This is a genomic window from Pigmentiphaga litoralis, from assembly GCF_014651835.1.
Taxonomy (GTDB): Bacteria; Pseudomonadota; Gammaproteobacteria; order Burkholderiales; family Burkholderiaceae_B; genus Pigmentiphaga; species Pigmentiphaga litoralis.
Genome location: NZ_BMXQ01000001.1, coordinates 3,372,416 through 3,395,986, shown reverse-complemented (window position 1 = coordinate 3,395,986; position 23,571 = coordinate 3,372,416). Strand labels below are relative to the sequence as shown.

The 23,571-nt window shown below is 64.4% G+C and carries 23 protein-coding genes; 18 read left to right on the top strand and 5 right to left on the bottom strand.

The features are described 5' to 3' along the window. Nucleotides 1-27 precede the first annotated feature (27 nt). From IE116_RS15445 to IE116_RS15435, 3 genes are all read left to right on the top strand, one after another. The gene (locus IE116_RS15445) at nucleotides 28-840 is read left to right on the top strand and encodes an amidohydrolase family protein (protein ID WP_189613822.1); all 813 of its coding nucleotides are present in this window, start codon (nucleotides 28-30) and stop codon (nucleotides 838-840) included. 50 nt (nucleotides 841-890) lie between these two features. Then, nucleotides 891-1,829 (top strand): SMP-30/gluconolactonase/LRE family protein, encoded by a 939-nt coding sequence (locus IE116_RS15440; RefSeq protein ID WP_189613820.1) that lies wholly within the window; start codon nucleotides 891-893, stop codon nucleotides 1,827-1,829. A 67-nt stretch (nucleotides 1,830-1,896) separates the two neighbouring features. Next, the gene (locus IE116_RS15435) at nucleotides 1,897-2,865 is read left to right on the top strand and encodes a Bug family tripartite tricarboxylate transporter substrate binding protein (protein ID WP_189613818.1); all 969 of its coding nucleotides are present in this window, start codon (nucleotides 1,897-1,899) and stop codon (nucleotides 2,863-2,865) included. A gap of 111 nt (nucleotides 2,866-2,976) precedes the next feature. Here the strand turns inward: IE116_RS15435 and IE116_RS15430 are convergent, their stop codons facing one another. The 4 genes from IE116_RS15430 to IE116_RS15415 form a co-directional block, all read right to left on the bottom strand. Then, nucleotides 2,977-3,954: a Bug family tripartite tricarboxylate transporter substrate binding protein gene (locus tag IE116_RS15430; RefSeq protein ID WP_189613816.1), complete on the bottom strand. Its 978-nt coding sequence runs from the start codon at nucleotides 3,952-3,954 to the stop codon at nucleotides 2,977-2,979. A gap of 137 nt (nucleotides 3,955-4,091) precedes the next feature. After that, nucleotides 4,092-5,285, bottom strand: coding sequence for a formaldehyde dehydrogenase, glutathione-independent (fdhA, locus tag IE116_RS15425; RefSeq protein ID WP_189613814.1), 1,194 nt, complete (start codon nucleotides 5,283-5,285; stop codon nucleotides 4,092-4,094). A gap of 90 nt (nucleotides 5,286-5,375) precedes the next feature. After that, entirely contained in the window at nucleotides 5,376-6,470 is a 1,095-nt protein-coding gene (locus IE116_RS15420; protein ID WP_189613811.1) for a Rieske 2Fe-2S domain-containing protein, read from the bottom strand. 54 nt (nucleotides 6,471-6,524) lie between these two features. Next, nucleotides 6,525-7,502 carry a PDR/VanB family oxidoreductase gene (locus IE116_RS15415; RefSeq protein ID WP_189613810.1) on the bottom strand — a complete coding sequence of 326 codons (978 nt, stop codon included), beginning with the start codon at nucleotides 7,500-7,502 and terminating at the stop codon, nucleotides 6,525-6,527. A gap of 271 nt (nucleotides 7,503-7,773) precedes the next feature. Between IE116_RS15415 and IE116_RS15410 the strand changes: the two genes are divergently transcribed. The 8 genes from IE116_RS15410 (at nucleotide 7,774) to IE116_RS15375 (ending at nucleotide 14,763) form a co-directional block, all read left to right on the top strand. Next, a complete protein-coding gene (locus IE116_RS15410) occupies nucleotides 7,774-8,502 on the top strand; it encodes a GntR family transcriptional regulator (RefSeq protein WP_189613808.1) in 729 nt (242 codons plus the stop codon). 31 nt (nucleotides 8,503-8,533) lie between these two features. Further along, the gene (locus tag IE116_RS15405; protein ID WP_189613806.1) at nucleotides 8,534-9,418 is read left to right on the top strand and encodes a gallate dioxygenase; all 885 of its coding nucleotides are present in this window, start codon (nucleotides 8,534-8,536) and stop codon (nucleotides 9,416-9,418) included. Next, a complete protein-coding gene (locus IE116_RS15400; protein WP_189613803.1) occupies nucleotides 9,415-9,807 on the top strand; it encodes a protocatechuate 3,4-dioxygenase in 393 nt (130 codons plus the stop codon). The genes IE116_RS15405 and IE116_RS15400 overlap by 4 nt, the downstream gene beginning before the upstream one ends. A 98-nt stretch (nucleotides 9,808-9,905) precedes the next feature. Then, on the top strand, nucleotides 9,906-10,571 hold the full coding sequence (locus tag IE116_RS15395) for a response regulator (protein WP_189613801.1): 666 nt from the start codon (nucleotides 9,906-9,908) through the stop codon (nucleotides 10,569-10,571). Further along, complete coding sequence (locus IE116_RS15390) at nucleotides 10,552-12,033, top strand: sensor histidine kinase (protein WP_189613799.1); 1,482 nt, start codon at nucleotides 10,552-10,554, stop codon at nucleotides 12,031-12,033. Before IE116_RS15395 ends, IE116_RS15390 begins: the two co-directional genes overlap by 20 nt. Nucleotides 12,034-12,041: 8 nt before the next feature. Beyond that, nucleotides 12,042-13,208, top strand: a complete 1,167-nt coding sequence (locus IE116_RS15385; protein WP_189613797.1) for a Bug family tripartite tricarboxylate transporter substrate binding protein — start codon at nucleotides 12,042-12,044, stop codon at nucleotides 13,206-13,208. Between the two features lie 107 nt (nucleotides 13,209-13,315). After that, entirely contained in the window at nucleotides 13,316-14,326 is a 1,011-nt protein-coding gene (locus tag IE116_RS15380; RefSeq protein ID WP_189613796.1) for a Bug family tripartite tricarboxylate transporter substrate binding protein, read from the top strand. Nucleotides 14,327-14,403: 77 nt separating this feature from the next. Continuing rightward, entirely contained in the window at nucleotides 14,404-14,763 is a 360-nt protein-coding gene (locus IE116_RS15375; RefSeq protein WP_189613794.1) for a hypothetical protein, read from the top strand. Nucleotides 14,764-14,819: 56 nt separating this feature from the next. Here IE116_RS15375 and IE116_RS15370 read toward each other — a convergent pair whose 3' ends face one another. Continuing rightward, nucleotides 14,820-15,527, bottom strand: coding sequence for a GntR family transcriptional regulator (locus IE116_RS15370; protein ID WP_229828201.1), 708 nt, complete (start codon nucleotides 15,525-15,527; stop codon nucleotides 14,820-14,822). Nucleotides 15,528-15,587: 60 nt separating this feature from the next. On the opposite strand from IE116_RS15370, the gene IE116_RS15365 reads away from it, so the two are divergent. From IE116_RS15365 to IE116_RS15335, 7 genes are all read left to right on the top strand, one after another. Further along, a complete protein-coding gene (locus IE116_RS15365) occupies nucleotides 15,588-16,445 on the top strand; it encodes a fumarylacetoacetate hydrolase family protein (protein WP_189613792.1) in 858 nt (285 codons plus the stop codon). Between the two features lies 1 nt (nucleotide 16,446). Beyond that, nucleotides 16,447-17,295 (top strand): polysaccharide deacetylase family protein, encoded by an 849-nt coding sequence (locus IE116_RS15360; RefSeq protein WP_189613790.1) that lies wholly within the window; start codon nucleotides 16,447-16,449, stop codon nucleotides 17,293-17,295. Nucleotides 17,296-17,422: 127 nt separating this feature from the next. Continuing rightward, entirely contained in the window at nucleotides 17,423-18,394 is a 972-nt protein-coding gene (locus IE116_RS15355; protein ID WP_189613788.1) for a tripartite tricarboxylate transporter substrate binding protein, read from the top strand. A 75-nt stretch (nucleotides 18,395-18,469) separates the two neighbouring features. Beyond that, on the top strand, nucleotides 18,470-19,450 hold the full coding sequence (locus tag IE116_RS15350) for a Bug family tripartite tricarboxylate transporter substrate binding protein (protein ID WP_189613787.1): 981 nt from the start codon (nucleotides 18,470-18,472) through the stop codon (nucleotides 19,448-19,450). A 44-nt stretch (nucleotides 19,451-19,494) separates the two neighbouring features. Continuing rightward, nucleotides 19,495-21,195 carry a CocE/NonD family hydrolase gene (locus IE116_RS15345; protein ID WP_229828200.1) on the top strand — a complete coding sequence of 567 codons (1,701 nt, stop codon included), beginning with the start codon at nucleotides 19,495-19,497 and terminating at the stop codon, nucleotides 21,193-21,195. A 93-nt stretch (nucleotides 21,196-21,288) separates the two neighbouring features. Continuing rightward, a complete protein-coding gene (locus tag IE116_RS15340; protein ID WP_189613785.1) occupies nucleotides 21,289-22,431 on the top strand; it encodes a protein NO VEIN domain-containing protein in 1,143 nt (380 codons plus the stop codon). 111 nt (nucleotides 22,432-22,542) lie between these two features. After that, on the top strand, nucleotides 22,543-23,538 hold the full coding sequence (locus IE116_RS15335; protein ID WP_229828199.1) for a Bug family tripartite tricarboxylate transporter substrate binding protein: 996 nt from the start codon (nucleotides 22,543-22,545) through the stop codon (nucleotides 23,536-23,538). Nucleotides 23,539-23,571: the final 33 nt, after the last annotated feature.

Here is a 23,571-nt window from a genome sequence, read left to right as displayed (position 1 = left end):
CCCTTTGACAGCCTTGATCGGAAACATATGACGAACACCTCCATTTGCTGGGATTGCCACACGCATGTCTTCGGCCCGTGGTCTCGTTTCCCCTTGCCCGACGCGCCGGCCTATCGTCCCGAGGCCGCGCCGTTCGACGCCTTGCGCGCCGTCCACCGCGCTTGCGGGATCACCCATGGGGTGCTGGTGCAGGCCGCCTGCTATGGCGCTGACCATGCTGCACTGTTGGATGCGCTGTCTACCGGAGACGGCCGTTACCGCGGCATTGCGTTGATCGATCCCGATGTCGATGAGGCCGTGCTGGCCGACATGCATGACCGCGGCGTGCGCGGGGTCCGGCTCGGTCTGATGCCGCATCTGCCCGCGGCGCAGGGTACGTCGCGCCTGCGTGATGTGCTTGCGCGCATCCAGCCGTATGGGTGGCATGCACTGCTGCACGCGCCCATCGATACAGCGGTGGCGACGTTGACGACACTGGCCGATCCTGGCGTGCCACTGGTTGTGGATCACATGGGTCGCCCGGCGGCGGAGGCCCGTGACAGTCGTGCGGTCGATGCGCTGGTCGATCATCTGGCGCGGCCCGACGTCTGGATCAAAGTCTCGGGGGCCGATCGGGTCTCGGCAGGCCGCCGCCCCTTCAACGACGCGTTGCCGCTGATGCGGCGCCTGTTGCGGGCCGCCCCCTCGCGCGCAATCTGGGGCACCGACTGGCCGCACGTCAACATCACGTCCGACCGCCCCGATGTGGCCGAACTGCTTGGCCTGCTGACCCAGGCCTGCGACGGCATGGCATCGTTGGACGACGTTCTTCACACCAATCCCGCGCGTCTGTACGCCTGAGGGCATCGGCCCCTCGTGCATGCGCGCCACCGACGGCAGGAGCATTCCTCATGTGGCAACCTACCCAACGTTTTCCGGACCCGGCTTATCGCGTGCTGGCACCCGCCTTCGAGAAATACCATCTGGCCTCCGCGTTCGTCGAACGACTCGCCACCGGCAGCCGATGGGCCGAAGGCCCCGTGTGGTTTGGCGATGGCCGCTACCTGCTCTGGAGCGATGTCCCCAACGACCGGATCATGCGCTGGGATGAAATCACCGGTCAGACGTCGGTGTGGCGTGCGGCGTCGTCGCATGCCAATGGCAACACGCGAGATCGACAGGGACGCCTGATCACCTGCGAACATCTGGGGCGGCGCGTCACCCGTACCGAACACGATGGATGCATCACGGTGTTGATGGACCGCTTCGAAGGCAAGCGGCTCAACTCGCCCAACGACGTGGTCGTGAAATCCGACGGCTCGATCTGGTTCACCGACCCGCCCTTCGGGATCGTCGGGTACTACCAGGGCGAAAAGGCAGAGCAGGAATTGCCGTCCAACATCTATCGATTGGATCCGGACACCGGAGCCGCGACGGTGGTCGCTGGCGACGTGCAGGGTCCGAACGGGCTGGCGTTTTCCCCCGACGAATCGATCCTGTATGTAATCGAGTCCCGCGCCCGGCCCCGACGGGTCCGGCGATTTGCCGTCAAGGCCGATGGGTCCAGCCTGCAGGACACCGGACTGTTCATCGATGCAGGGGATGGAACGCCCGACGGATTCAGGGTCGATGTCGACGGCAACCTTTGGTGCGGCTGGGGGATGGGCACGGACGAACTTGATGGCGTGCGGGTCTTCGATCCGGAGGGGCAGGCCATCGGTCACATTGCCCTGCCGGAACGCTGCGCCAATCTGTGCTTTGGCGGCAAGCACCGCAACCGCCTGTTCATGGCGTCATGCACGTCCATCTATTCCATCTACGTCAACACGCAGGGCGCGATCGGCGGCTGAGGGCTGCACGTGCCAGGGCGCAGCCCGTGACCGATCCGGCTTCGGCATCCATCACCAGGAGACATACATGTTCATTCCCTTCCCCGTCGTGCTTCGTACCGCGGCGGCTTTCGCGGTTGCGTCGGTGCTTGCCACGGCCCACGCGGCGGACCCCGTGCGGCTGGTCGTCGCCTTTCCGCCGGGTGGCCCCGCCGATTCGCTGGCCCGCGTGCTGGCCAGGCAGCTCGACACCGAACTCAAGACCAATGTCATCGTGGAAAACAAGCCGGGCGGCAATGGCGCAATCGCGGCGGCGCACGTCAAGAACTCGCCCAAGGACGGTACCGTACTGTTCCTGAGCTCGGCGGGTGCGATTGCCATCAACCCGGGCTTGTACCCAAAGCTGACCTATCACCCCACCACGGATTTCGTGCCCGTGTCGCTGGTGGTGCACACGCCTGAAGTGCTTGTCGTTGCACCAGGCAGCCCTGACGCCACCGCCGCCGATTTCATTGCGGCCGCGAACAAGAGCAAAAAGCCGCGCACGCTCGCCTCATCCGGCATCGGCAGCATGCCGCACATGGCCATGGCCTTGTTCCAGACCTCCACCAAGGCTGACCTGTTGCACGTCGCCTACAAAGGCGCGGCACCGGCGATCACCGACACCATTGGGGGCCATGTAGATGGCTTCTTCGGAGATATCTCCGGACTGCTCGGTTTCATCGCCGAAAAGCGCCTGAAGGCCATCGGCGTTGCGGCACCTCAGCGCCTGCGCGCGTTGCCCGACGTGCCGACGCTGGCCGAGCTGGGTATCAAGAATGTGGAGGCCAGCAACTGGTACGGCGTTTTCGCGCCTGCCGGCACACCCGCCTCGGTCGTCACCACGGTCAACGCCGCGGTCCACCGCGCGCTCAAGGCTCCGTCCGTCGTGGAAAGCCTGGCGGCAATGGGCATCGAACCTTCGCCTGGTACGCCCGAACAATTTGCGGCCTTGATCAAAAGCGATACGGCAAAGTGGACCAAGGTGATCAAGGACGGCAACATTCAGCCGGAATGATTGCGGCTGACGTCGTCGACTGCCCATGCGATTCGTTGACGTCCGCAAGCAATAGCGTGGCGCCTTCTTGCGCAACGCATTGCGCGCAAGTCGGGCGCCGGTCGGCTTGCCTTACTCCGGCTTGATATCCAGCTTCTTCACGATCGCGCCCCATACGCCGATTTCTTTCTGGATCGTGTCGCGAAACTGGGCTGGCGTGCCGCCTGCCGGCTCGGCGCCATCAGCCAGCAGCTTTTCTTTCGCCCCGTCGGTCTTCAGGATCACGTTGACCTCTTTGTTGAGACGATCAACGATGTCTTGGGGCATGCCCTTTGGGCCGATCAGGCCGTACCACAGCGTGGCGTCATAGCCCGGCAGGCCGCTTTCCGCCACGGTGGGCACCTGTGGCAAGGCAGCGATACGTTTGGGCGTGGTAACGGCAACGGCGCGCATCTTGCCGGACGCGACGTGGGGCAGGGCGCTCGCCGTCGCGGCGAAATAGACGTCGACCTGTCCGGCCATCAGGTCGGTCTGGGCGTTGCCGCCACCCTTGTACGGGATGTGCGTCATGCGGATGCCCGCCATGCTGTCGAAGCGTTCCGTGGCAAGGTGGATGATGCTGCCGAGACCGGACGATGCATAGTTGATGTCGCCCGGCTTGGACTTGGCGAGCGCGATCAGTTCCGGCACGGTCCGTGCCGGGAAGTTCGGGGGTGTCACGATCAGCAGCGGACCGGACGATGCCTGCACGATCGGCGTGATGCCAGTCACGGGATCGAACTTGAGCTTGTACAAGCTGGGGTTGACCGTATAGCTCGACGAGATCAGCGTGAGCGTATAGCCATCGGGCGCAGCGGCAAGCCCTGCGTCAATGCCGATCAGGCCCCCTGCGCCGGGCTTGTTTTCCACGACCACGGGTTGCTTGAGCGAGGCAGACAACTCCTTGGCCAGGTAGCGCGCCAGCAGGTCCGCGCCGCCGCCGGGCACGAAGGTCACGATCAGCTTGACTGGCTTGTCGGGGTAAGCGGCATGGAGTGCCGTCGCGGCCCCAAGCGAGAGCACGATGGCGGCGCCTTGCAAGACAGGGCGAAAGGAAGAAGTCAACGACATGATGTCTCCGGGGAATTGTTGGTTTCCCCGGAGTGTGAGAACGTTGGCCGCCTACGTCCAATACGCATTTCGTCGGTCGGTGATACCCGATTGGAATGAGTCGCGGCGGCCGCGTCCTTCCCTTAAGCCACCACGATCTAAGCCAGCATGCCGTGCGGGTCGATCACAAACTTCTTGGGCGCGCCGGAATCGAATTCGGCGTACCCCTTGGGCGCTTCATCGAGCGAGATGACTTCGACGCCGACGGTGTCGGCGATCTTGATGCGATCCCACAGAATGGCCTGCATCAGCGCACGGTTGTATTTCATGACCGGGGTCTGCCCCGTGAAAAACGAATGGGACTTGGCCCAGCCCAGCCCGAAACGCACGCTGAGCGCGCCCTTGCGCGCGGCGCTGTCGGTGGCGCCAGGGTCGTCGGTCACGTACAGGCCCGGAATCCCGATGCGGCCGGCGGCGCGCGTGACTTCCATCAGGGAATTGAGCACGGTCGCGGGGGCTTCGTGCTGCGCGCCGCTGTGGCCGTGGCCGCGCGCTTCGAAGCCGACGGCATCGACGGCGCTGTCGACTTCGGGCTCGCCCAGGATCTGCGCGATCTGGTCGGCCAAAGACACGTCCAGCGACAGGTCGACCGTTTCGTAGCCCAGGCGCTTGGGGTGTTCCAGCCGCACGGGGTTGACGTCGCCTATGATGACAACGGCCGCACCCAGCAGGCGTGCGGAGGCCGCGGCGGCCAGCCCGACGGGCCCGGCGCCGGCCACATACACCGTGCTGCCCGGCCCGACGCCTGCAGTGACCGCGCCGTGGTAGCCGGTCGGCAGGATGTCGGACAGGCATGTCAGGTCGCGGATCTTCGACATGGCCTGGTCCTTGTCGGGAAAGCGCAGCAGGTTGAAGTCGGCATACGGCACCATGACGAACTCGGCCTGGCCGCCGACCCAGCCGCCCATGTCCACATACCCATAAGCCCCGCCGGCGCGTGACGGATTGACCGTCAGGCAGACGCCGGTGTGCTGTTCCTTGCACGTGCGGCAGCGGCCGCATGCCACGTTGAACGGGACCGAGACCAGGTCGCCGATCTTGAGCATTTCGACATCCTTGCCGGCTTCGATGACTTCGCCGGTGATCTCGTGCCCGAGGATCAGTCCTTCTTCGGCGGTGGTGCGGCCGCGCACCATGTGCTGGTCAGACCCGCAAATGTTGGTCGACACGACTTTCAGGATCACGCCGTGGTCGATGCGCCGGCCGCGTGGGTCCTCGAGTTTGGGATAGGGGATGTGCTGGACTTCGACCTTGCCTTGCCCGATATAGGCAACGCCTCGATTGGATGTCATGGATCTGTCTCCTCGGTGGTGGCCCGGTGTCGGTGCCTGGCCAGGCGTGTCACGCCGGGCTCAGGCACGTGGCCGGATGGGCGGTCGGGGTCAGGCCGGGTAGCCTGCTTCCCCGGCCGCGCGTCGGTGCAGGATCCTGCGCATGAGCAGGCCCGGCTTGTCGGGGGCAAAGTTCAGGTCGAATTGCGGTTCGTCTTCCGACGTGACCACGTCCAGGATGGCTTCGAGTGCATCGACGTCTTCCAGATAGGCCTGCTCGGATGCGGCCTTGAGGAAGGTGTCGGCCTCGGCGTCACCAAGCTTGAAGTCGCGCGAGTTGAACCACCAGTAATGGATCGCGCCTTCGCTTTCGGGGGTGATCAGATGGGTGATGGTGAAGCGGTATTGCGATGGGCGCCCTTCATCGGGCTCCGGATCCACGATGCGGGCAAAGGCCACGTGCATGGCGGGCGACGCGAATTGCGAGTCCGAATAGCGGTCGACCTGTTTGTGCATGATCCCGGCCGGCACGCCGTAGATGCCTGGCGGCGGCGAGTTGCGCAGCGCACGATGGATGATGACGCGGTCGTCTTCTTCGCGTACGTCCAGCTTGGACCGCGCGTATTCCGGCGTGCCGACCGTGCCCGGATGCAAAAAAGGGAAGTGCGTCTGGTCCAGCAGGTTTTCGTGCATGGACACGTAGTCGGACTTCATGTGGAAGTCGCCGGTCACGCTGGCCCAGCCCGGATCGCTGAGCCAATGCGTATCGGGGATCAACGCGGGGTCGGCCAAGTCGGGATTGCCCATCCATATCCACACCAGCGGGCCGCGCTCCACACAGGGATAGGTGCGTACGCTGGCATGCGTGGGCGTGGTGGGCATCGATGGCATGTTCACGCACTGCCCCGACGGATCGAATTGCATGCCGTGATAGCCGCACACCAGGATGTCGCCGTCGAGCTTGCCCTTGGCTAGCGGAAACGAACGGTGCGGGCAACGGTTGCGAACCGCAACCGGGTCGCCGGCCAGGGTGCGATACAGGGCAACGTCCACGCCGAGCAGCTTGCGGCGCATCAGCTCGCGGCTGATCTCGGTGCTGCGGCCGGCCACGTACCAGCAGTTGCGCACGGCAGGCGTCGCATGGTTGGCAAAGCCGCCCGCATCGAAGGCGGGTTCGGCTCGGCGCAGGGGAATGACGGCAGGCATGGCAACTCCTTCAGACAGGGGATTCGGGCGGACGGGCGGTCGCGACACGACGCCTTACGCGTCGAGCACCAGCAGTTCGCCCTGCATGCGCGATACGCAGATACAAAGGCTCTTGCCAGCCGCGCGTTCGTCGGCCGACAAGTAGCTGTCGCGGTGGCGCAGCGGACCGTCGGCCGCCACCACCGGCATCGGGCAGAGCCCGCATTCGCCGCGGCGGCAGTCGTACAGCGGGTGCAGGCCCGCAGCAGTCAGCGTGTCGAGAATGGTCGCGCCCGCGGGCACGCGCAGCGTGCGTCCGGATGCGCGCAATTCCACGGCGAAGGCCACGTCGTCCACGGACGGCGCGGCGGCAAACACTTCGCTGCGGACGCGGGCGGGATCCCAGCCCAGCGCGGCGGCGGCGTCTTTCACGGCCTGCGTCAGCGTTGCCGGGCCGCATACGTAGGCGGTTGCGCCGGCGGGCTGGGTAGACAGGTACCCCGCCACATCGAGCCTGCCATGGGTGCTGGTTTCATGCAGGCGTCCGCGCGCGCCGGCCAGGGTTGCGACCTCATGCCGATAGGCCATGCGTTCCGCCGTCCGCGCGGTGTAGATCATGTCGAAGCTGCATCCGCGCCGCACGACACTGCGCAGCATGGACAGAATGGGCGTGATGCCGATGCCGCCGGCGATCAGCACGCTGTGGGTATCGCGGCGGTCCATGCGGAAGTGATGAATGGGGTGGGAGCACGTCAGCGCCATGCCCGCGATATAGCGGCGGTGCAGGTCGGCCGACCCGCGCGCACGGTCTTCGCGCTGCACGGCAATGCGCCAGACGCCTGGCGGATCGTCACGGGTGGCGTCGCCGCCGATCAGGGAATAGTGGCGCAGCATGGGCTCGCCGTCGGGCATCGTCCAATGCAATTCGATGTGGGCGCCGGCCTCGTACGCGGGCAGGGGGCCACCATCGGCAGCGCGCAGCAGGTATTCGTTGACCTGGGGCGTCAGGGGCCGCAACGCGGCAACGTGAACGTCAAATAAACGTGGCCGCACCGGGTGTCTCCTGAGGGCGGGATGCCCGGTCGCTGCATGGCGCCGGGTCATGATGAGTCGTTACGTGGGATCCATGAGCGGGATCCTTCAGCGGATCCCCTGGCGGGATTCTGCCTGGTCTTCTGCCTGAACATGCCGGATGGATCACGCTGGTGACAGCCTATTCGGGATCCCGAGCTTCGTCAACGGGGAGTGTTTACCCGAATGGATGCCGGTATTACGTGCTTCAGCTTACGGGTACAATCGATTCGGGATCCCAAATGGCCAAATCATGCTTCGACCGACGTCCACCACCCTGCAGTTGCGGGAGATGATCCTGAACGGCGAACTCGCGCCCGACGAACGCCTGCGCGAGGCCGAACTTGCGCTGCGCCTGGGCACCTCGCGCATGCCGATCCGGCAGGCCTTGCCGGTGCTCGCCCAGGAAGGCCTGCTGGTTCGTTCCGGCCAGCGCGGCTACGCGGTCCGCGCCTTTACGCCCGACGAATCCCTGGACGCGCTGCGTCTTCGCGCGTCGCTGGAAGGCATGGCGGCTCGGACCCTGGCCGAACGGGGCGCGTCGCCCGAGATCCTGGATGGCCTGCGCGCCTGCCTGGCCGAAGGCGATGCCTTGTTTACCCAACGGGAAATCACCGTCGATGAAGAACTGCGCTACGGCGAAATGAACGCGCGCTTTCATGCGCTGGTGCTGGCCGGCGCACGGATCCCGTTGCTGGAAGAACTGGCAGCGCGCTGCAACCTGGTGCCGTTCGCGGCGCCGCGCGCGATTGCCTTCGCGCATCTGGACAAGCGAACGGTGTTCGACCTGCTGTTCTATGCGCACCGCCAGCATCATTCGATCGTCGAGGCGATCGCGGCGGGCAAGGGCGATCGGGCGGAATTCCTGTTCCGCGATCATGCCGTCACCCAAGAAAACAGCATGCACATGGAGCGGACCGGCCAGGTTGCGGTTCGCATAGAAGAATTTCCCGAAGCCGCACGCGCGGCATCGGGCCACTGATCGTCCGCACGGCGGCACGAGGAGACCTGAAATGGCAAGAATCATCGGCGCAATCGGCACCTCGCACGTGCCCACCATCGGCGTCGCCTACGACAAGGGCAAGCAGGCGGATCCCGATTGGGCCCCCCTGTTCGAGGGCTACAAACCGGTCGCGGCCTGGCTGGCCGAAAAGCAGGCCGACGTGCTGGTCTTCTTCTACAACGACCACTGCACCACCTTCTTTTTCGACGTGTACCCGACCTTTGCGCTGGGCGTGGCCGATCGCTTTCCGGTGGCCGATGAAGGCGCGGGCTTGCGCAACCTGCCCGCGATCAAGGGCAACGTCGACTTCCAGGCGCACATTGCCGAGTCGCTGGTGAACGATGAGTTCGACCTGACTGTCTTCCAGGACAAACCGCTCGATCACGGCTGCGCGTCGCCGCTGCCGCTGCTGTGGCCGCATGATCCGGACTGGCCCGGTGCGGTGGTGCCGATTGCGATCAACGTGCTGCAGTACCCGTTGCCGACCGCGCGCCGCTGTTATCGGCTGGGCCAGGCCGTGCGCCGCGCCATCGAGTCCTATCCCGAAGACCTGAAGGTCGTGGTGGTGGGCACGGGCGGCTTGTCGCACCAGATCCATGGCGAGCGCACCGGCTTCAACAATACCGAATGGGATATGGAATTCCTTCGCCTGCTGGAAGAAGATCCTGAACAGCTGACGAAGATGACGCACGCCGATTACGTGCGGCTCGGCGGCGCCGAGAGCGTCGAGCAGATCATGTGGCTGGCCATGCGCGGCGCCATCGAAGGCCCGATCCGCAAGCTGCACCAGAACTACTATCTGGCCACCACGACCGCCATGACGGTCGTGCTGTACGAGTCGGCCGGCAGCGCCGACATTGCCGAAACCCGCGCAGCCTCGGAGGTGGCGTCATGAGCTCACCCGCGTTCACCCAACCCGTCTTCACCAATCCGCAACTGGCGGGGCTGGAAGACCTGGCGGGCACCTATGTGTTCGACATCCGGACCAGCCACCGCGTGCTCAAGCTGAACCGCTTTTTCTGGAACATGATCGGCGCCGAGGTACGCAAGGCGTTCGTGGACGATCCGGAAGCGAGCATGACAGCGGCCGGACTGACCGACGAAGAAAAGGCGATGATCCGCGCGCAGGACTGGATCGGCCTGGTGCGTCATGGCGCCAACTTCTTTGTGCTCGAAAAGTTCGCCCGGGTTGTCAGCATGCCCAACCTTAAGGTCTATGCAGCCATGCGCGGGGAAAGCTTCGAGGACTTCATGAATACCCGCAACGTTCCGACGATGCGCTAGGTATCGGTCAGGCAACTGCTGTGCCGCAATTCGGAGTCCGGGATATTCGGGACTAGAATCGCGGCTCCGACAGCTCTAGCGCGTTTGCCGCGCCCGCCATGCGCATCCTTCTAGCCGAAGACGAACGAGAACTGGGCCAGTGGCTATGCAAGGCGCTGGAGGAACTGAGCTGGCGCGTCGACTGGGTCGACGATGGGCGGCTCGTGGAGACCTCGCTCGACACCCAGACCTACGACGTACTGGTTCTCGATCTGGGCCTGCCCGGCATGGCAGGCCATACCGTTCTGCAACGCCTGCGTGCTCGCGATCTGCGGATGCCGGTGCTGATCCTGACCGCCCGCGACTCCCTTGCCGAAAGAGTGAGCACGCTCAACGAAGGCGCCGATGATTTCCTGGCCAAGCCCTTTGCGCTGGCTGAACTCGAGGCGCGCCTGACGGCCCTGGTGCGCCGCGCGCGCGGTATCAGCCACCCGCGCTTTGCGTGCGGCCCGTTGGCCTTCGATACGGTCACCCGACAATTCACCCTGCAGCAGCAACAGCTGGCCTTGCCCCCGCGCGAGTACGGCGTGCTGCGCGCGTTGATCCTGCGTAGTGGCGAACCGGTGTCCAAGCAGGACCTGGTGGACCGGGTGTTTGGCGACGACGAGCACGTTGCCCCCGAACTGGTCGAGGTCGTGGTGCACCGGCTGCGCAAGCGGCTGGAGAACAGCGGCGTGCGTATCGTTACCCTGCGAGGACTGGGCTATGTCCTGGAGCCGGTTTAGGCGGCTGAGCCTGACGGCGCAGTTGCTGTCCTTGCTGCTGCCGGCCATGTTGCTGGTGGTGGGCGCGGAACTGGTGGCAACGCGGGTGGACGCCCTGGCATCGGCCGATGCGGCGTATGACCGGTCGTTGTCGGGGGCGCTGCGGTCGCTCGATGCCAATGTCTCGACCGCATCGGGCGGGCTGTCCATTGAATTGCCGTACCGGCTGTTCGAGTTCTTCCAGCTGACGGCCAACGGTGCGGTCTACTTTCGTGTCGCCACGGCCGACGGTGTGATTGAGATCGGCAGCCCCGACCTGCCGTTGCCGCCCGAGCCGCTGCGCGACAACGTGCCGGTGTTCTACGACGCCGAATACTTTGGCGAGTCCTTGCGGCTGGGCGCCTATACCCGGCCATTGGCACAGCCGCTGAGCGGCAGCCCGGCACAGCGGCTGATCATCCAGGTGGCCGAAAACACCGTGTCGCGCCAGCAGTTCTCGCGCAACTTCGTGGTGCGCGCGGCCACGCGCGATGGCCTGGTATTGCTGGCGGTCATGGTGGCGCTGGCGCTGATCGTAGCCGTGGCGCTGCGGCCGCTGGCCCGCCTGGCGCAGCAGGTGCGCACGCGTTCACCGGCCGACATGGCGCCGCTCGATAGCGAGGGGCTGCCCGCCGACGTGGTGCCATTGGTTGGCGCCATCAACCATCAGCTGCAGCGCACGCAAAGCGTGATGGCCCAGCAACGCATCTTTCTGGATGACGCGTCGCACCAGCTTCGCACGTCGCTGGCAACGCTGCGCACGCAGATCGACTACGCCCTGCTGACCAAGGACAAGCTGGATACAGACGCGACGCTGCACGCACTGGCGCGTCAGGTCAGCCATGCCACGCGCAGCACCAACCAGTTGCTGGCGCTGGCGCGCAGCGACACCGCGACGCTGCGGTTGGGCGATTTCGATGCGGGCGAACTGCTGCGCGAGGTGGCGCTGGCCCTGCTGCCGCGCGCACGGGAACGGCGCATCGACCTGGGTGTCGACGTCGTGGACAATCTCAACTTGTTTGGCGATCGCGGCATGCTGCGCGAGGCATTGGCCAACCTGGCCGACAACGCGATCCGGCATGCGCCTGAAGAAGGTGTGGTCACGCTGCACGGCGAAGTGGTCGATGGCGAGCAACGATTGAGCGTGCTTGATAATGGACCGGGCATGGATCCGGAATTGATGGCGCGGGTAGGGGAACGGTTTCTTCGCGCGGCGCCGTCGGTGGGATCTGGCGCAGGCTCGAGTTCCGGGTCGGGGTCGGGGTCAGTATCCACCGCCAACGCGCATAGTGGCGCAGGATTGGGCCTGGCGATCGCGCGATCGATTGCCGAGCGGCATCATGGCGGCCTGACGCTGGCCGAGGCGGGCGACGCCCCCGCGCCAGGGCCGGGGCTCGTGGTCAGCATCCGCTGGCCCGCGCCGCTGGCAAAGGAAGAGACATGACAACAAGAATGAGCACGTTGAGTTTGGCCCACAGGCTGGCCGGAGCGCCAAAGGCTGCCACGGTGGGCCTGCCGGCGAAGGAGGCCAAGTCGGCCGAGGAGTCCACGGTGGCAAGGCAGGTTGCGGCCGCACCCGCACTGGCATCGGCCCCGGCCCCAGCCGCGGCCTTTGTCCTGGTACTTGCACTTGCCCTGACCTTCGCGGGGGCCACGACCGCCTGGGCCCAGGCCTCGCCCGCCGCACCCCCGGTCGCGCAGCCCGAATGCATTGCCCCGGCGAAATCCGGCGGCGGCTTCGACGTGACCTGCCGCCTGGTCCGCACGATGTTCGACGACGCGCGGCTGGTGGCATCGCCTGTCCGCATCACGCATTTGCTGGGTGGCATCGGCGCGGTCGCCTTCCACAGCATCGTTGCAACAAGACCCGCCGACCCCAGCGCATTGGTGGCCTTTTCGGCAGGGTCCCTGCTCAATCTGGCGCAGGGCAAGTTCGGGCCTTACACCGAGAAGGATGTGCGCTGGGTCGCCTCGCTGGGCATGGACTATGGCGTGGTCGTGGTGCGCAAGGACGCGCGCTACCAGACCCTCAAGGATCTCGTCAGTGCACTGAAGGCCAATCCCAACGGCGTCGTGTTCGGTGCGGGCGGCACCCTGGGCAGCCAGGACTGGCTCAAATCCGCCAAGGTGTCGCGCGCGGCCGGCGTCGATTTCAAGCTGATGCGTTTCGTCGCGTTCGAAGGGGGCGGCGAGGCCTTGACCGCGCTGACGGGCGGACACGTCCAAGTGGTTGCGGGCGATGCATCCGAGGCCGCGCAATTGCTGGCGGCCGGGGCGCCTATCCGCGTGCTGGCGGTGCTGGCATCGGAACGGCTGCCCGGTGCGCTGGCCACCGTGCCCACCGCCATGGAGCAGGGCTATGACATTCGCTGGCCCATCGTGCGCGGGGTGTATGTGGGCGGCAAGGTCAGCGACGCCGACTACCGCGCCTGGGTCGAATCCTTTCGGCAGTTGATGGCGCGTCCGACCTACCCCAAACAACGCGCGGCGGCCGGCCTGTTTCCGCAGACCCTGGTGGGCGATGCATTGACCGACTACGTGCGCAGCACCATGGCGGACTACCGGCAACTGGCCGGCGAATATGCCTTGCGCGTGCCGCGCGCGGCGCCCATACCCTGACGACTAGGCGTTTTCCACAGGTACGGCGCCGCGAAAATGAAAGGCATTTGAAAGCCTGGGGCTGCCAGCATGGCGTATCCATAACGATAAGTCCGACCGGAGACGCCATGACTTCTTCCCTGACCACCCGCCGTGCGCTGCTGAAAGCCGGGCTCGCCATGCCCGCAGCCGGCATGGGCCTTGGCAGCCTGCTCTCGACCCGCGCCTTTGCCGCCGATGCCGCCTGGCCTACCCGGGCCATCCGTTTCGTCGTGCCCTTTGCACCGGGCGGCAGTTCGGAAATTGTGGCGCGCGCCACGTCGATCGAGCTGACGAAGTTCGTTGGCCAGAACGTTTACGTCGACAACAAACCGGGCGCCGGTGGCAACCTGGCGATGGCCGACGTGGCCCGTGCCGAAGACCAGCACACGCTGGTGCTGGGGCACATCGGCACCCTGGCCGTGAACCCGTACATCTATGCCAAGCTTCCTTACGACCCGATCAAGGATTTCAAGCCCATCTCGCTGCTGGCCAAGGTGCCCAGCCTGTACGTGGTGAACGCCGATCTGCCCGTCAAGAACCTGAAGGATTTCGTTGCGCTGATGAAGTCCAAGCCGGGCAAGCTGAACTACGGTTCGGCCGGCAACGGCAGCGCGGGCCACCTGGCCATGGAATACCTGAAGATGGCGTCCGAGACGTTCATCGTGCATGTGCCGTATCGCGGTACGGGCCCGCAGTTGACCGACCTGATGGCCGGACGTCTGGACGCTGCTGCGGTGGGCGCACCGGCTGTCATGCAGTACATCAAGTCCGGCAAGCTGCGCTGCATCGCTACCGGCACATCGACCCGCATTCCGCAATTGCCGGACGTGCCCACCGTGGCCGAGCAGGGCTTCCCGGGCTTTGAAATGACGCAGTGGTACGGCCTGATGGCGCCCGCCAATCTGGCCCCTGCCGCGACCGACAAATTGGCCGCCGCGGCGGCCAAAGCGATCAAGTCACCGGAAGCGCTCGAGCGCCTGAGTGGTGACGCCGCCATCGCCGTGGGCAGCACGCCGGCTGAATTCGCGGCCTTCATTGCCGTGGAACAGAAAAGGTGGCAGACGGTGATCGCGCGGGCAGGCATCAAACCCGATTGATCGTCGGTATGCTGACGATTGCGCAAGTTGCAAGGTGTGCGTTCCGACCCGCACGGCGCGCTCGCCTGGCGCGGGCCGTGGCCTTGTCATCGTCCCTGCTGTGCTCGCTGGCGCTTGCCCATGGCGACTGGCCCGCACAGCACGCCGGCGTCATGAACGAGGGCGGTGAGACCTCGTTCGAACTGATCCAGAAAGGCCAGGCCACCACGGTCTGCCTGTCGGATCACGGCAAGCCCGTTGCCACGCGGGGCGCGAACGGCACCTTGCAGGTGTCGCGGTCCGGCAAGGAAACGCGTCATGACCTCAAAGCCGTTGCGGATGGCAACTGTCTGGCGGCCAGCGGCGCGGTGGTCAAGCTGCGCGCGGGCGACACGGCCATGACCCGCGTGCAGCAGGCCGATGGCAGCGTCGTGATCGGGCGATTCGCGGTCAGGTAAACGTTGCCGGCTGAACCGGCCGACGCTTGTCCGGTTCAATGCCCGACGGCGTTGTCTTACGACACCGCCTGCTCAAAAATGCTGGCCGTCTTGCGGTAGTGCCCGGCCAGCATCTCCTTTGCGTCCTCCAGACGCCCTTCCAGAATCGCCTCGTAGATCGCTCGATGTTCATCGAGCTCATTGCGTTGCTTGTACGCCTTCTTTGCCGCCAATTGCCGGAAGCGATAGGCGCGGTCGTACAGCTGATCGCAAAAATTCATCAGCAGTTCCGACTGGCAGCCACTGAGCATGGCGCGGTGGAATTCGCGATGCTGCCTTTCCCACTCGGGATTCTCTTCGTACGAATCCGGCGCCACCGACCGCGGCGTGCGTGACAGGCGGTGGAAGGCCAGCACCAGCTGCTCTTCCCACTGCGGGGTGCGCCGCGCGAACGCCTGCGTGATCGCCAGCGACTCCAGTTCCACCCGCGTGTTGACCAGGTCATCCAGTTCGGCCTGCGTGGCCTGCGCCACCATGAAGCCGCGCTGGTCGTTGTGCACGACCCATTCCTCGCTTGCCAGTCGGTTCAACGCTTCGCGCAGCGGGCTGGCGCCGACCTGATACCGGTCCCGCAATTCGTGCATTAACAGCTTGCGACCGGGCTTCCAGTGACCCGCCAGCACGTCGGACCGCAGACGTTCATAGGTCAGCCGCGCCAGGGTGGGCGCGGCCGCCGCGTCGACAGGCAACGGTCGGGTAATTCCTAGCTCGAGTTTTGTCGACATTTTCTAGCTCACGTACGTAATATCGCCAAAACACAATCAGCGACAGGAGACGTCGAAATTATGACCAAGTTTGCACGGGTTACGCCAGCAGGAGGTAATCCCCAGTGGGCCATGGAACACAAAGGCGAATTGCTGGGTCTGGGCGATCAGGTCCCGGCAGGCACGCATGACACTGCCTGGGTGGACCTGATGACGCAGGCGCCCAGTGACGCCATGCTGGCCAAGGCCACGCCGCTGGACCGCAGCGCCGTGCGCTGGGAAATGCCCGTCGCGCGTCCCGGCAAGATCATCTGCCTGGGCCTGAACTACGCGGCGCACGCGGCAGAAGGCGGCAATGCCGCGCCTGAATATCCGAGTTTCTTCTTTCGCGGCGCAACGTCGTTGATCGCGCATGACGCGCCGCTGATTCGGCCGCCCGTGTCCGACAAGCTGGATTTCGAGGCTGAACTGGCCGTGGTCATTGGCCGCAACGCGCATCGGCTGACCGAGTCGAATGCGCTGGATGCGGTGGCGGGCTACGCCTGCTTCAACGACGGCACCTTGCGCGACTATCAGCGCAAGACAAGCCAGTGGACCATCGGCAAGAACTTTGATGGCACGGGCGCATTCGGTCCGTGGCTGGTGCCTGCAGCGGCCCTGCCGCCGGGAGCGCACGGCCTGAAGATCGAGTCGCGCCTGAATGGCGAGGTCATGCAGAGCGACAACACTGCGCACATGATCGTGACGGTGGCGCAGGCCCTGGTGCTGCTGTCGGAGGTGCTGACGCTGGAACCCGGCGACGTGATCGCGATGGGCACGCCGTCGGGAGTCGGCTATGCACGCAAGCCACCGGTGTGGATGAAGCCCGGCGACCGTATCGAGATCGATATCGAAGGCGTCGGCGTGCTGTCCAATCCGATCCAGGACGAGGAGGCCTGACATGGAACCCGTCATCACCCGCTTGCCCGACGATTTTCGCTGGCCCGGTGGCAAGCGCCTGGCTGTCATCTTCAACATCGCGTATGAAGCCTGGTCGGATGGCCAGGCGCCCGGCATCGGGCCGATGGGCAACGTGCTCAAGCCCGGCTTCTTCGACACCAATGCGCATTCGTGGGCGTCGTTTGGCCTGGTGCGCGGCATCCATCGCCTGCAGGCGATCGCCGACAAGCATGGCGTGCGCACCAGCGTCATGGTCAACGGCGTCATCTGCGAACGCGACCCCGCCACCGTGCGGCGGCTGGCCGACGCCGGTCACGAGATCATCAATCACTCGTGGGGCATGGACGTCATTCCCGTGTACTTCGACGAAGCCGGCGAACTGGCCAATCTGAAGCGCAATCACGACCTGCTGAGCGAGACGGCGGGCGTGGCGCCGATCGGCTGGATCAGCCCCCGCGGCACGGGCAGTCCGATCAGTTCACGCTTGCTGGCCGAAGCAGGCTATCTGCACCATGGCGACGTCAACGACGACGACCGGCCCTACGTGATGGACTTTGGCGGCCAGCGCATCGTGGGCATTCCGCTGACCATGGACGTCAACGACCTGCCTACCTGCATCCGTTACGGACAGGGACCACGCCATATGCTGGACACCTTCGAAGACACCTTTGCCGCGATGCGCGCGGAAGACGCGCCCTTGATGCTGGACGTGACCGCGCATACCCATGTGATGGGTCGACCGTCGGGTGCATGGGTGTATGAGGCCATCATGGCTCGCGTCAAAGAAACCGACGACGTATGGATCTGCACGCGCGAAGAGATGGCGCGGTACGTGCTGGATTCGATCTGATGGCGATGGATCGTTTATCGCGTTGAACGGTGGTGACGTTGTGACGACGTCGACCCGTTGATGTTGCTGTTCCAGGCAGGGCCGCCACCAGAGCGGCCCGCCCATTCCTATAAAAATGGAGACAAGTATGCCTCGCCGTTTATTGCCGTGCGTGACGATGGCTGCCGCCCTGGCAGCCGTTCCGCTGACCGGCTCTGCCCAGGATGGTTGGCCAAAACAACCCGTCCGTTTTGTTGTGGCGTTTGCGCCGGCGGGACCGGCCGACATCATCGCGCGCCTGGTGGCGCAGCGCCTGACGACCAGCCTGGGCCAGAGCGTGGTGGTCGAGAACAAGCCCGGCGCGGGCGGCAGCATCGCGTCTGCCTATGTCGCGCGCGCCGATCCCGATGGCTACACGCTCATGGTCAATACCAGTTCGTACGCCGTGAACCCGTACATGCAGCGCAACCTGGGCTTCGATTCGGCCAAGGACCTGACGCTGGCGGCGCTGGTGGCATCGAGCCCCAACCTGATCGTGACCGCGCCGAACCTGAAGGCGCATACGGTCAAGGAAGTCATGGCCGATGCGAAGAACGGCGCCTACAACTACGGCACGGCAGGGGCTGGCACCACGCCACATCTGACCGCGGAATATCTGTTCAAAGTGCTCGGCAAGGTGCCGGTCACCCACATTCCGTTCCAGGGGGCCGGGCCGGCATTGAACGCCGTCATGGCCGGGCAGACCCAGCTGGCCAGCGTCGCGTTGCCCGCGGCAGTCGAACTGGTCAAGGCGGGCCGTGTGCGTGGCCTCGCTGTGACGGCCAGTGCACGTTCGTCCGCGCTGCCTGATGTGCCCACGGTGGCCGAGTCCGGCTTTCCGGGATTTGAAGACGTGACCTGGGTCGGCATCTTCGCGCCGGCCCGCACGCCCGACGCGATCCTTGAACGCATCAATGCCGAGATCACGCGCCTGCAGAAGGACCAGGATTTCCTGGCCAAGTTGTCGGCCGCCGGCTTCGAGCCATTGGGGGGAAGCGTCGCGCAGGCGAAGGACTATCTGGGCAAAGAGCTCGTGAAGTGGGAACGCGTCGTGAAGGAAACCGGGGCGCAGCAGAACTGAGCGTGCTCATTGTTGAGCCGAACGCACGCTGCTTCGCCCCGTTGATAACCGCTCTTCTACGATGGAGTCCTATCCATGATCTCTCGCAGACTTTTTCTGGCAGCCACCGGCGCCTTGGCCGGCAGCTATGGACTGCCCGCTATCGCGCAATCCGACTTTCCCACGCGCCCCATCAAGTTGCTCGTGCCGTTTTCGGCCGGGGGATCGCCTGATGTATTGGCCCGTGTGATCGGCGCGCAGGCCGGCAAGCAGATGGGCCAGAGCATGGTGATCGAGAACCGCCTTGGCGCCAACGGCATCGTGGCTGCTGAAGCGGTGGCCCGCGCGACGCCCGATGGCTACACCTTGCTGGTGACCACCGGATCGCAAGCCATCAACCCGGGCATCTACAAAACGCTGCCCTACGACACGCTGGCCGACTTCGCGCCAGTGGCGCTGTTCACCGTGGCGCCGGCGCTGACGCTGGTCGTACATCCGGACTCGCCGCTGACCACTTTCCAGCAGTTCCTGGACCAGGCCCGCAAGCCCGACGGCAACGTCAGCTTCGGGTCGCCGGGCACCGGCAACACGCTGCACCTTGCAGGCGAGCTGCTCAATGCTACGGCGGGTACCCGCATGCTGCATGTGCCGTACAAAGGCGCCGCGCCCGCCCTGGTCGCAGTAATGGGCAAGGAAGTCACCGCTTGCTTCCTGAGCACCACGGCGGCAGTCATGGCTGTCAAGGCAGGGCAGGTGCGCCCGATCGCGGTGACGAGCGCCAAGCGGATTGCCGCCTTTCCGGACGTGCCGACCATGGCCGAAAGCGGGGTGCCCGACATGGACTACAACGGCGGGTGGGTAGGCGTGTTCGCGCCCGGCAAGACACCCCCGGCCATCGTCAACAAGCTGTCTGGCGAGATCAACAGGGCGATGCAGACCACGGAAGTGAAGGACAAGATGGTGGCCTGGGACAGTCCGCCCATGAACGTGACGCCTGATGAATTTGGCCGCTTCTTCCGCCAGGAGATGGAGAAGTTTGCGCGCATTACCAAGCTGGCGAACGTGCAGGCGACATGATGGCGGGCATGCAGATGAGCAGCAACACGTCACAGGACAACAAGATGATTTCGACAACTACCACCGTGGAAGACGGCATGGTGTTCGAGCGCGACGTGGCGCTGACCATGTCGGATGGGGCTGTGTTGCGCGCCAATGTGTTCCGGCCCGAGGCGCCCGGGCAGTACCCGGTCGTCATGGCCATGGGCGCCTACGGCAAGGACGTGCATTTCGAAGATGCCTTCAATCCGCAGTGGCAGGTATTGAAGCGCATCTATCCCGAACTGGACAGCAACGGATCCACCGGCCGGTTCCTTCGGTGGGAAGTCGTTGACCCGGAACGCTGGGTACCTGACGGTTTCGTCGTGATCCAGATCGACTCGCGCGGCACGGGCCGGTCGGAGGGCTACCTGGATCCCTTCGGTCCGGTCGAAACGCGCGATTATTACGAGTGGATCGAGTGGGCCGGCGTCCAGCCATGGAGCAACGGCAAGGTGGGCCTGATCGGCGTGTCCTACCTGGCGATCAAGCAGTGGCAGGTAGCGGCATTGAACCCGCCGCATCTGGCGGCCATCGTGCCGTGGGAAGGGTCCAGCGAGTTCTTCCGTGATGGCGGCCACCATGGCGGCATCCTGAGCAACAGCTTTACCTTCGAGTGGTGGCCGCGGCAGGTGCTGTCCAACCAGTACGGCAGCGGCGACAGCAAACATAGAGATCGAATCACCGGCGAGCGCACGACCGGGCCTGCGCTGCCGACCGCCATTCTGGAAGGCAGCCGGGCCGATCACCCGAATGACCGGCTGACGCATTCGCTCGACGATGCGTGGAACCGCGCGCGCGCCGCCAACCTGCCTGCCATTACCGTGCCCCTGCTGTCGGCCGCCAACTGGGGCGGTGCGGGCATGCATCTGCGCGGCAATGTCGAAGGCTTTCTGCGAACCGGCTCCACGCAGAAATGGCTGTTTGCCCACATCGGTACGCATTACGAAAGCTTTTACTTGCCGCACTACGTGGCGATCCAGAAGCGGTTCTTTAATCACTTCTTGCGGGGGGACGACAACGGCTGGGACCGCGAACCGCCCGTTCAACTGGCGATCCGAAACACCGATGGCACGGCCGAGATCCGCAAGGAACAGGAATGGCCGCTGGCCCGCACGCAGCGCATGCCGCTGTATCTGGATGCGCGCGAAGGCGGTCTGTTGGCGACCACGCCGTCTGCATCAGGCAGCGTCACATTCGAAGCCATGAGGGGCGCCGTCAGCTTTACCACCGCGCCGTTCGATGCCGCCACGGAATTTACCGGGCCGGTCACGCTGCGGCTCTGGATCAGTTCCACCACGCGCGATGCCGACATCTTTGCGGTGCTGCGGGTGCTGGATCCGGCGGGCGAAGAGGTCACCTTCATTGGCGCGCATGAACGCGTACCGATGGCGCAGGGATGGCTGCGCGCGTCGCGCCGCAAGACCGACCCGGAACGCAGCACTGCATGGCGCCCCTGGCACACCCATGACCACGTTCAGAAGCTGGAGCCGGGCCAGGTCTATCCGCTGGATGTGGAAATCTGGCCGACGTCGATGGTGTTCCCCAAGGGATGGCGGCTGTCGCTGACGGTGCAGGGACACGACTACATCGTGACCGCGCCGGGCCGCATGCGGCACGATCATCCGGTGGATCGGCCGGCCGAGGAGTTTTGGGGGGTGACGACGATCCATACCGGCGGCGACCATGCCAGCCATCTGGTGATGCCGGTGATACCGCGGGGGTAAAAGCGATGAGCTTGAGTGGTCGCGGACTCGTGACGGTAGTAGGTATTTAAACGTAGACTGCCGTTTCCCCTTTCTAGTCGGTGAGACAGTCAATTGGCATCGAACTTTGCGGGACTGAGCAGTCCTGCGGCTGTGCAGGCCGCTTTGGACCAGTACGAATTTCTTGGCCGTACTGCATTCCTTGAGCGGCATGGCTTTGGAAAGTCGCGAGACTTCCTTGTTCGCAATCCGCGTAACGGTGAGCTCGCCGACTCAAAGGCAATCGTCGGCGCTGCGTTCAGCTTTGAATATCCCGACGCCGAACCGTTGAGGGCCGCTGATTTCTCTGGCGGTGTAGCGACCGTTGTAGCAAAACTGCGCTCGTTAGGCTTTGACGTGGTAAAGATTGGAGAGGACTGGTCGGCTGACGAAGTTCGCGCGACTGTCGCCGCGTACTTTGACATGCTTTTATTGGAAGCCAATCGACAGCCTTTCAACAAATCTGACCGCAACGCGCAACTGCGTCAAACGCTAACAAATCGGAGTAAAGGCTCGGTTGAGATGAAACACCAGAACGTCAGCGCTGTGTTGAGTGCGCTGGGCCTGCCGTTCATTTCGGGATACAAGCCGCGGGTCAATGCCCAACTGTTGCTACGGAAGATAGTTCAGGAATTCGTTCGCGCAAATACCGGCATCGTTCAACGCATTGTCGACTCAATGGAAGATTTTGAAGCACCAAGTGCGCGTATGTTCACAGCCGTTCTGGTTGATGCGCCTGCCTTAGAAGAGGTTGCGAACGTCGAAGCAATGGACGGTCGGCTCCGGCTGCCGCGTAAGGTGAACTACGCCGCACGTGATGAAAACAACCGCAGACTGGGACGCGCTGGCGAAGAGTGGGTCTTAGGCTATGAGCAACATCGGCTGCAAGCCGAAGGGTTGGCTGACTTGTACGGCCGTGTTGATTGGGTTGCGGATTCAATTGGCGATGGACTCGGCTATGACATATTGTCTTTCGATTCCTCCGAGAAAAAACGCTATATCGAGGTCAAAACGACGAATGGCTCGTATTCGTCGTCTTTTATCGTGAGCCGCAATGAACTCGACTTTGCGAAAGAGGTGGGACCTGCCTTTTATCTCTATCGGGTCTTCCAGTTCCGCGAACAGCCAAAGCTGTACATGCTTCAGGGCGATCTATCCGACAAACTGCATCTTGAGCCAATGGACTATCGAGCTTCTTTCCGGCGGCTGAGTTTATGAGGTCTGCCCCCCGGCCGTCAGTTTGGACATAACTGCTATATCGGCGGCACCGGCTTCGCAGCGGTCGGCGTGACTAGAATGGGTGCAACAAAAAACCCTCTGGAGACCGTTGTGACCATCCGCCTTTCCCGTCGTGCCTTCACCGTCACTGCCGCCGCCGCATGGTCGGCAGCGCTGGTGGCGAGCCTGCCGCTGACCGCCCTTGCCCAGGCCTATCCGTCCAAGCCCATCTCGATAGTCGTGCCATATGCGGCCGGTGGGGGCGTGGATATCGTGACCCGCGTGGTCGCGCAAGACCTTGGCACGGCGCTCGGGCAAACCGTTGTCGTTGACAACAAACCGGGCGCGTCGACCAACATCGGCATGGCGGCGGTGGCGAAGGCCGCGCCGGATGGCTATACCCTGCTGACCGCGTCGCCCACCCTGGCCAGCAACGGCGCGCTCTTCAAGCAGCTGGGCTTCGATCCCGCATCCGACTTCACGCCCATTGGCAAGATCGGCTATTCGCCGCTCGTGATCGTGGTGCCGGCCAACTCGCGCTTCAAGTCGCTCAAGGAACTGATCGAGTACAGCAAGGCGCATCCGGAAGAGCTGTCTTACGGGTCGGCCGGCAGCGGCAGTTCGGGCCACCTGGCCAGCGCGCTGCTGATCCAGGAAACGGGCGCCAAGGCGATTCATGTCCCGTACAAGGGCGGCAGTCCGGCCATTACCGATCTGATCGGTGGCCGTCTGTCGTTCATGTCGATCAACCCACTGGAAGTGCTGGCCCATGTGCAGGCCGGCAAGCTGCGCGCGCTGGCGGTCTATGGCACCAAGCCGACCGATGCACTGCCTGAATTGCCGACGACCGCGTCGCTGGGTTGGCCCAAGCTGGATGCGACGGTGTGGTGGGGGCTGATGGGTCCGAAGGGCATGCCCAAGGACGTCGTGCAGCGCTTGAACAGCGATCTGCAGAAGACGCTGGCCCGCAAGGACGTGCAGGAAAAACTGGCGGCGCGCGGCGCGATCGTCGAGACCGGTACGCCGGAGCAGTTCGCCGCGTTCAACACAGCGGAGATCACCAAGTGGCACAAGGTGATCAAGGACGCCGGCATCCAGGCCGATTGAGTCCCGTCTTGCACAACGCGTTCAGGAGAAAAG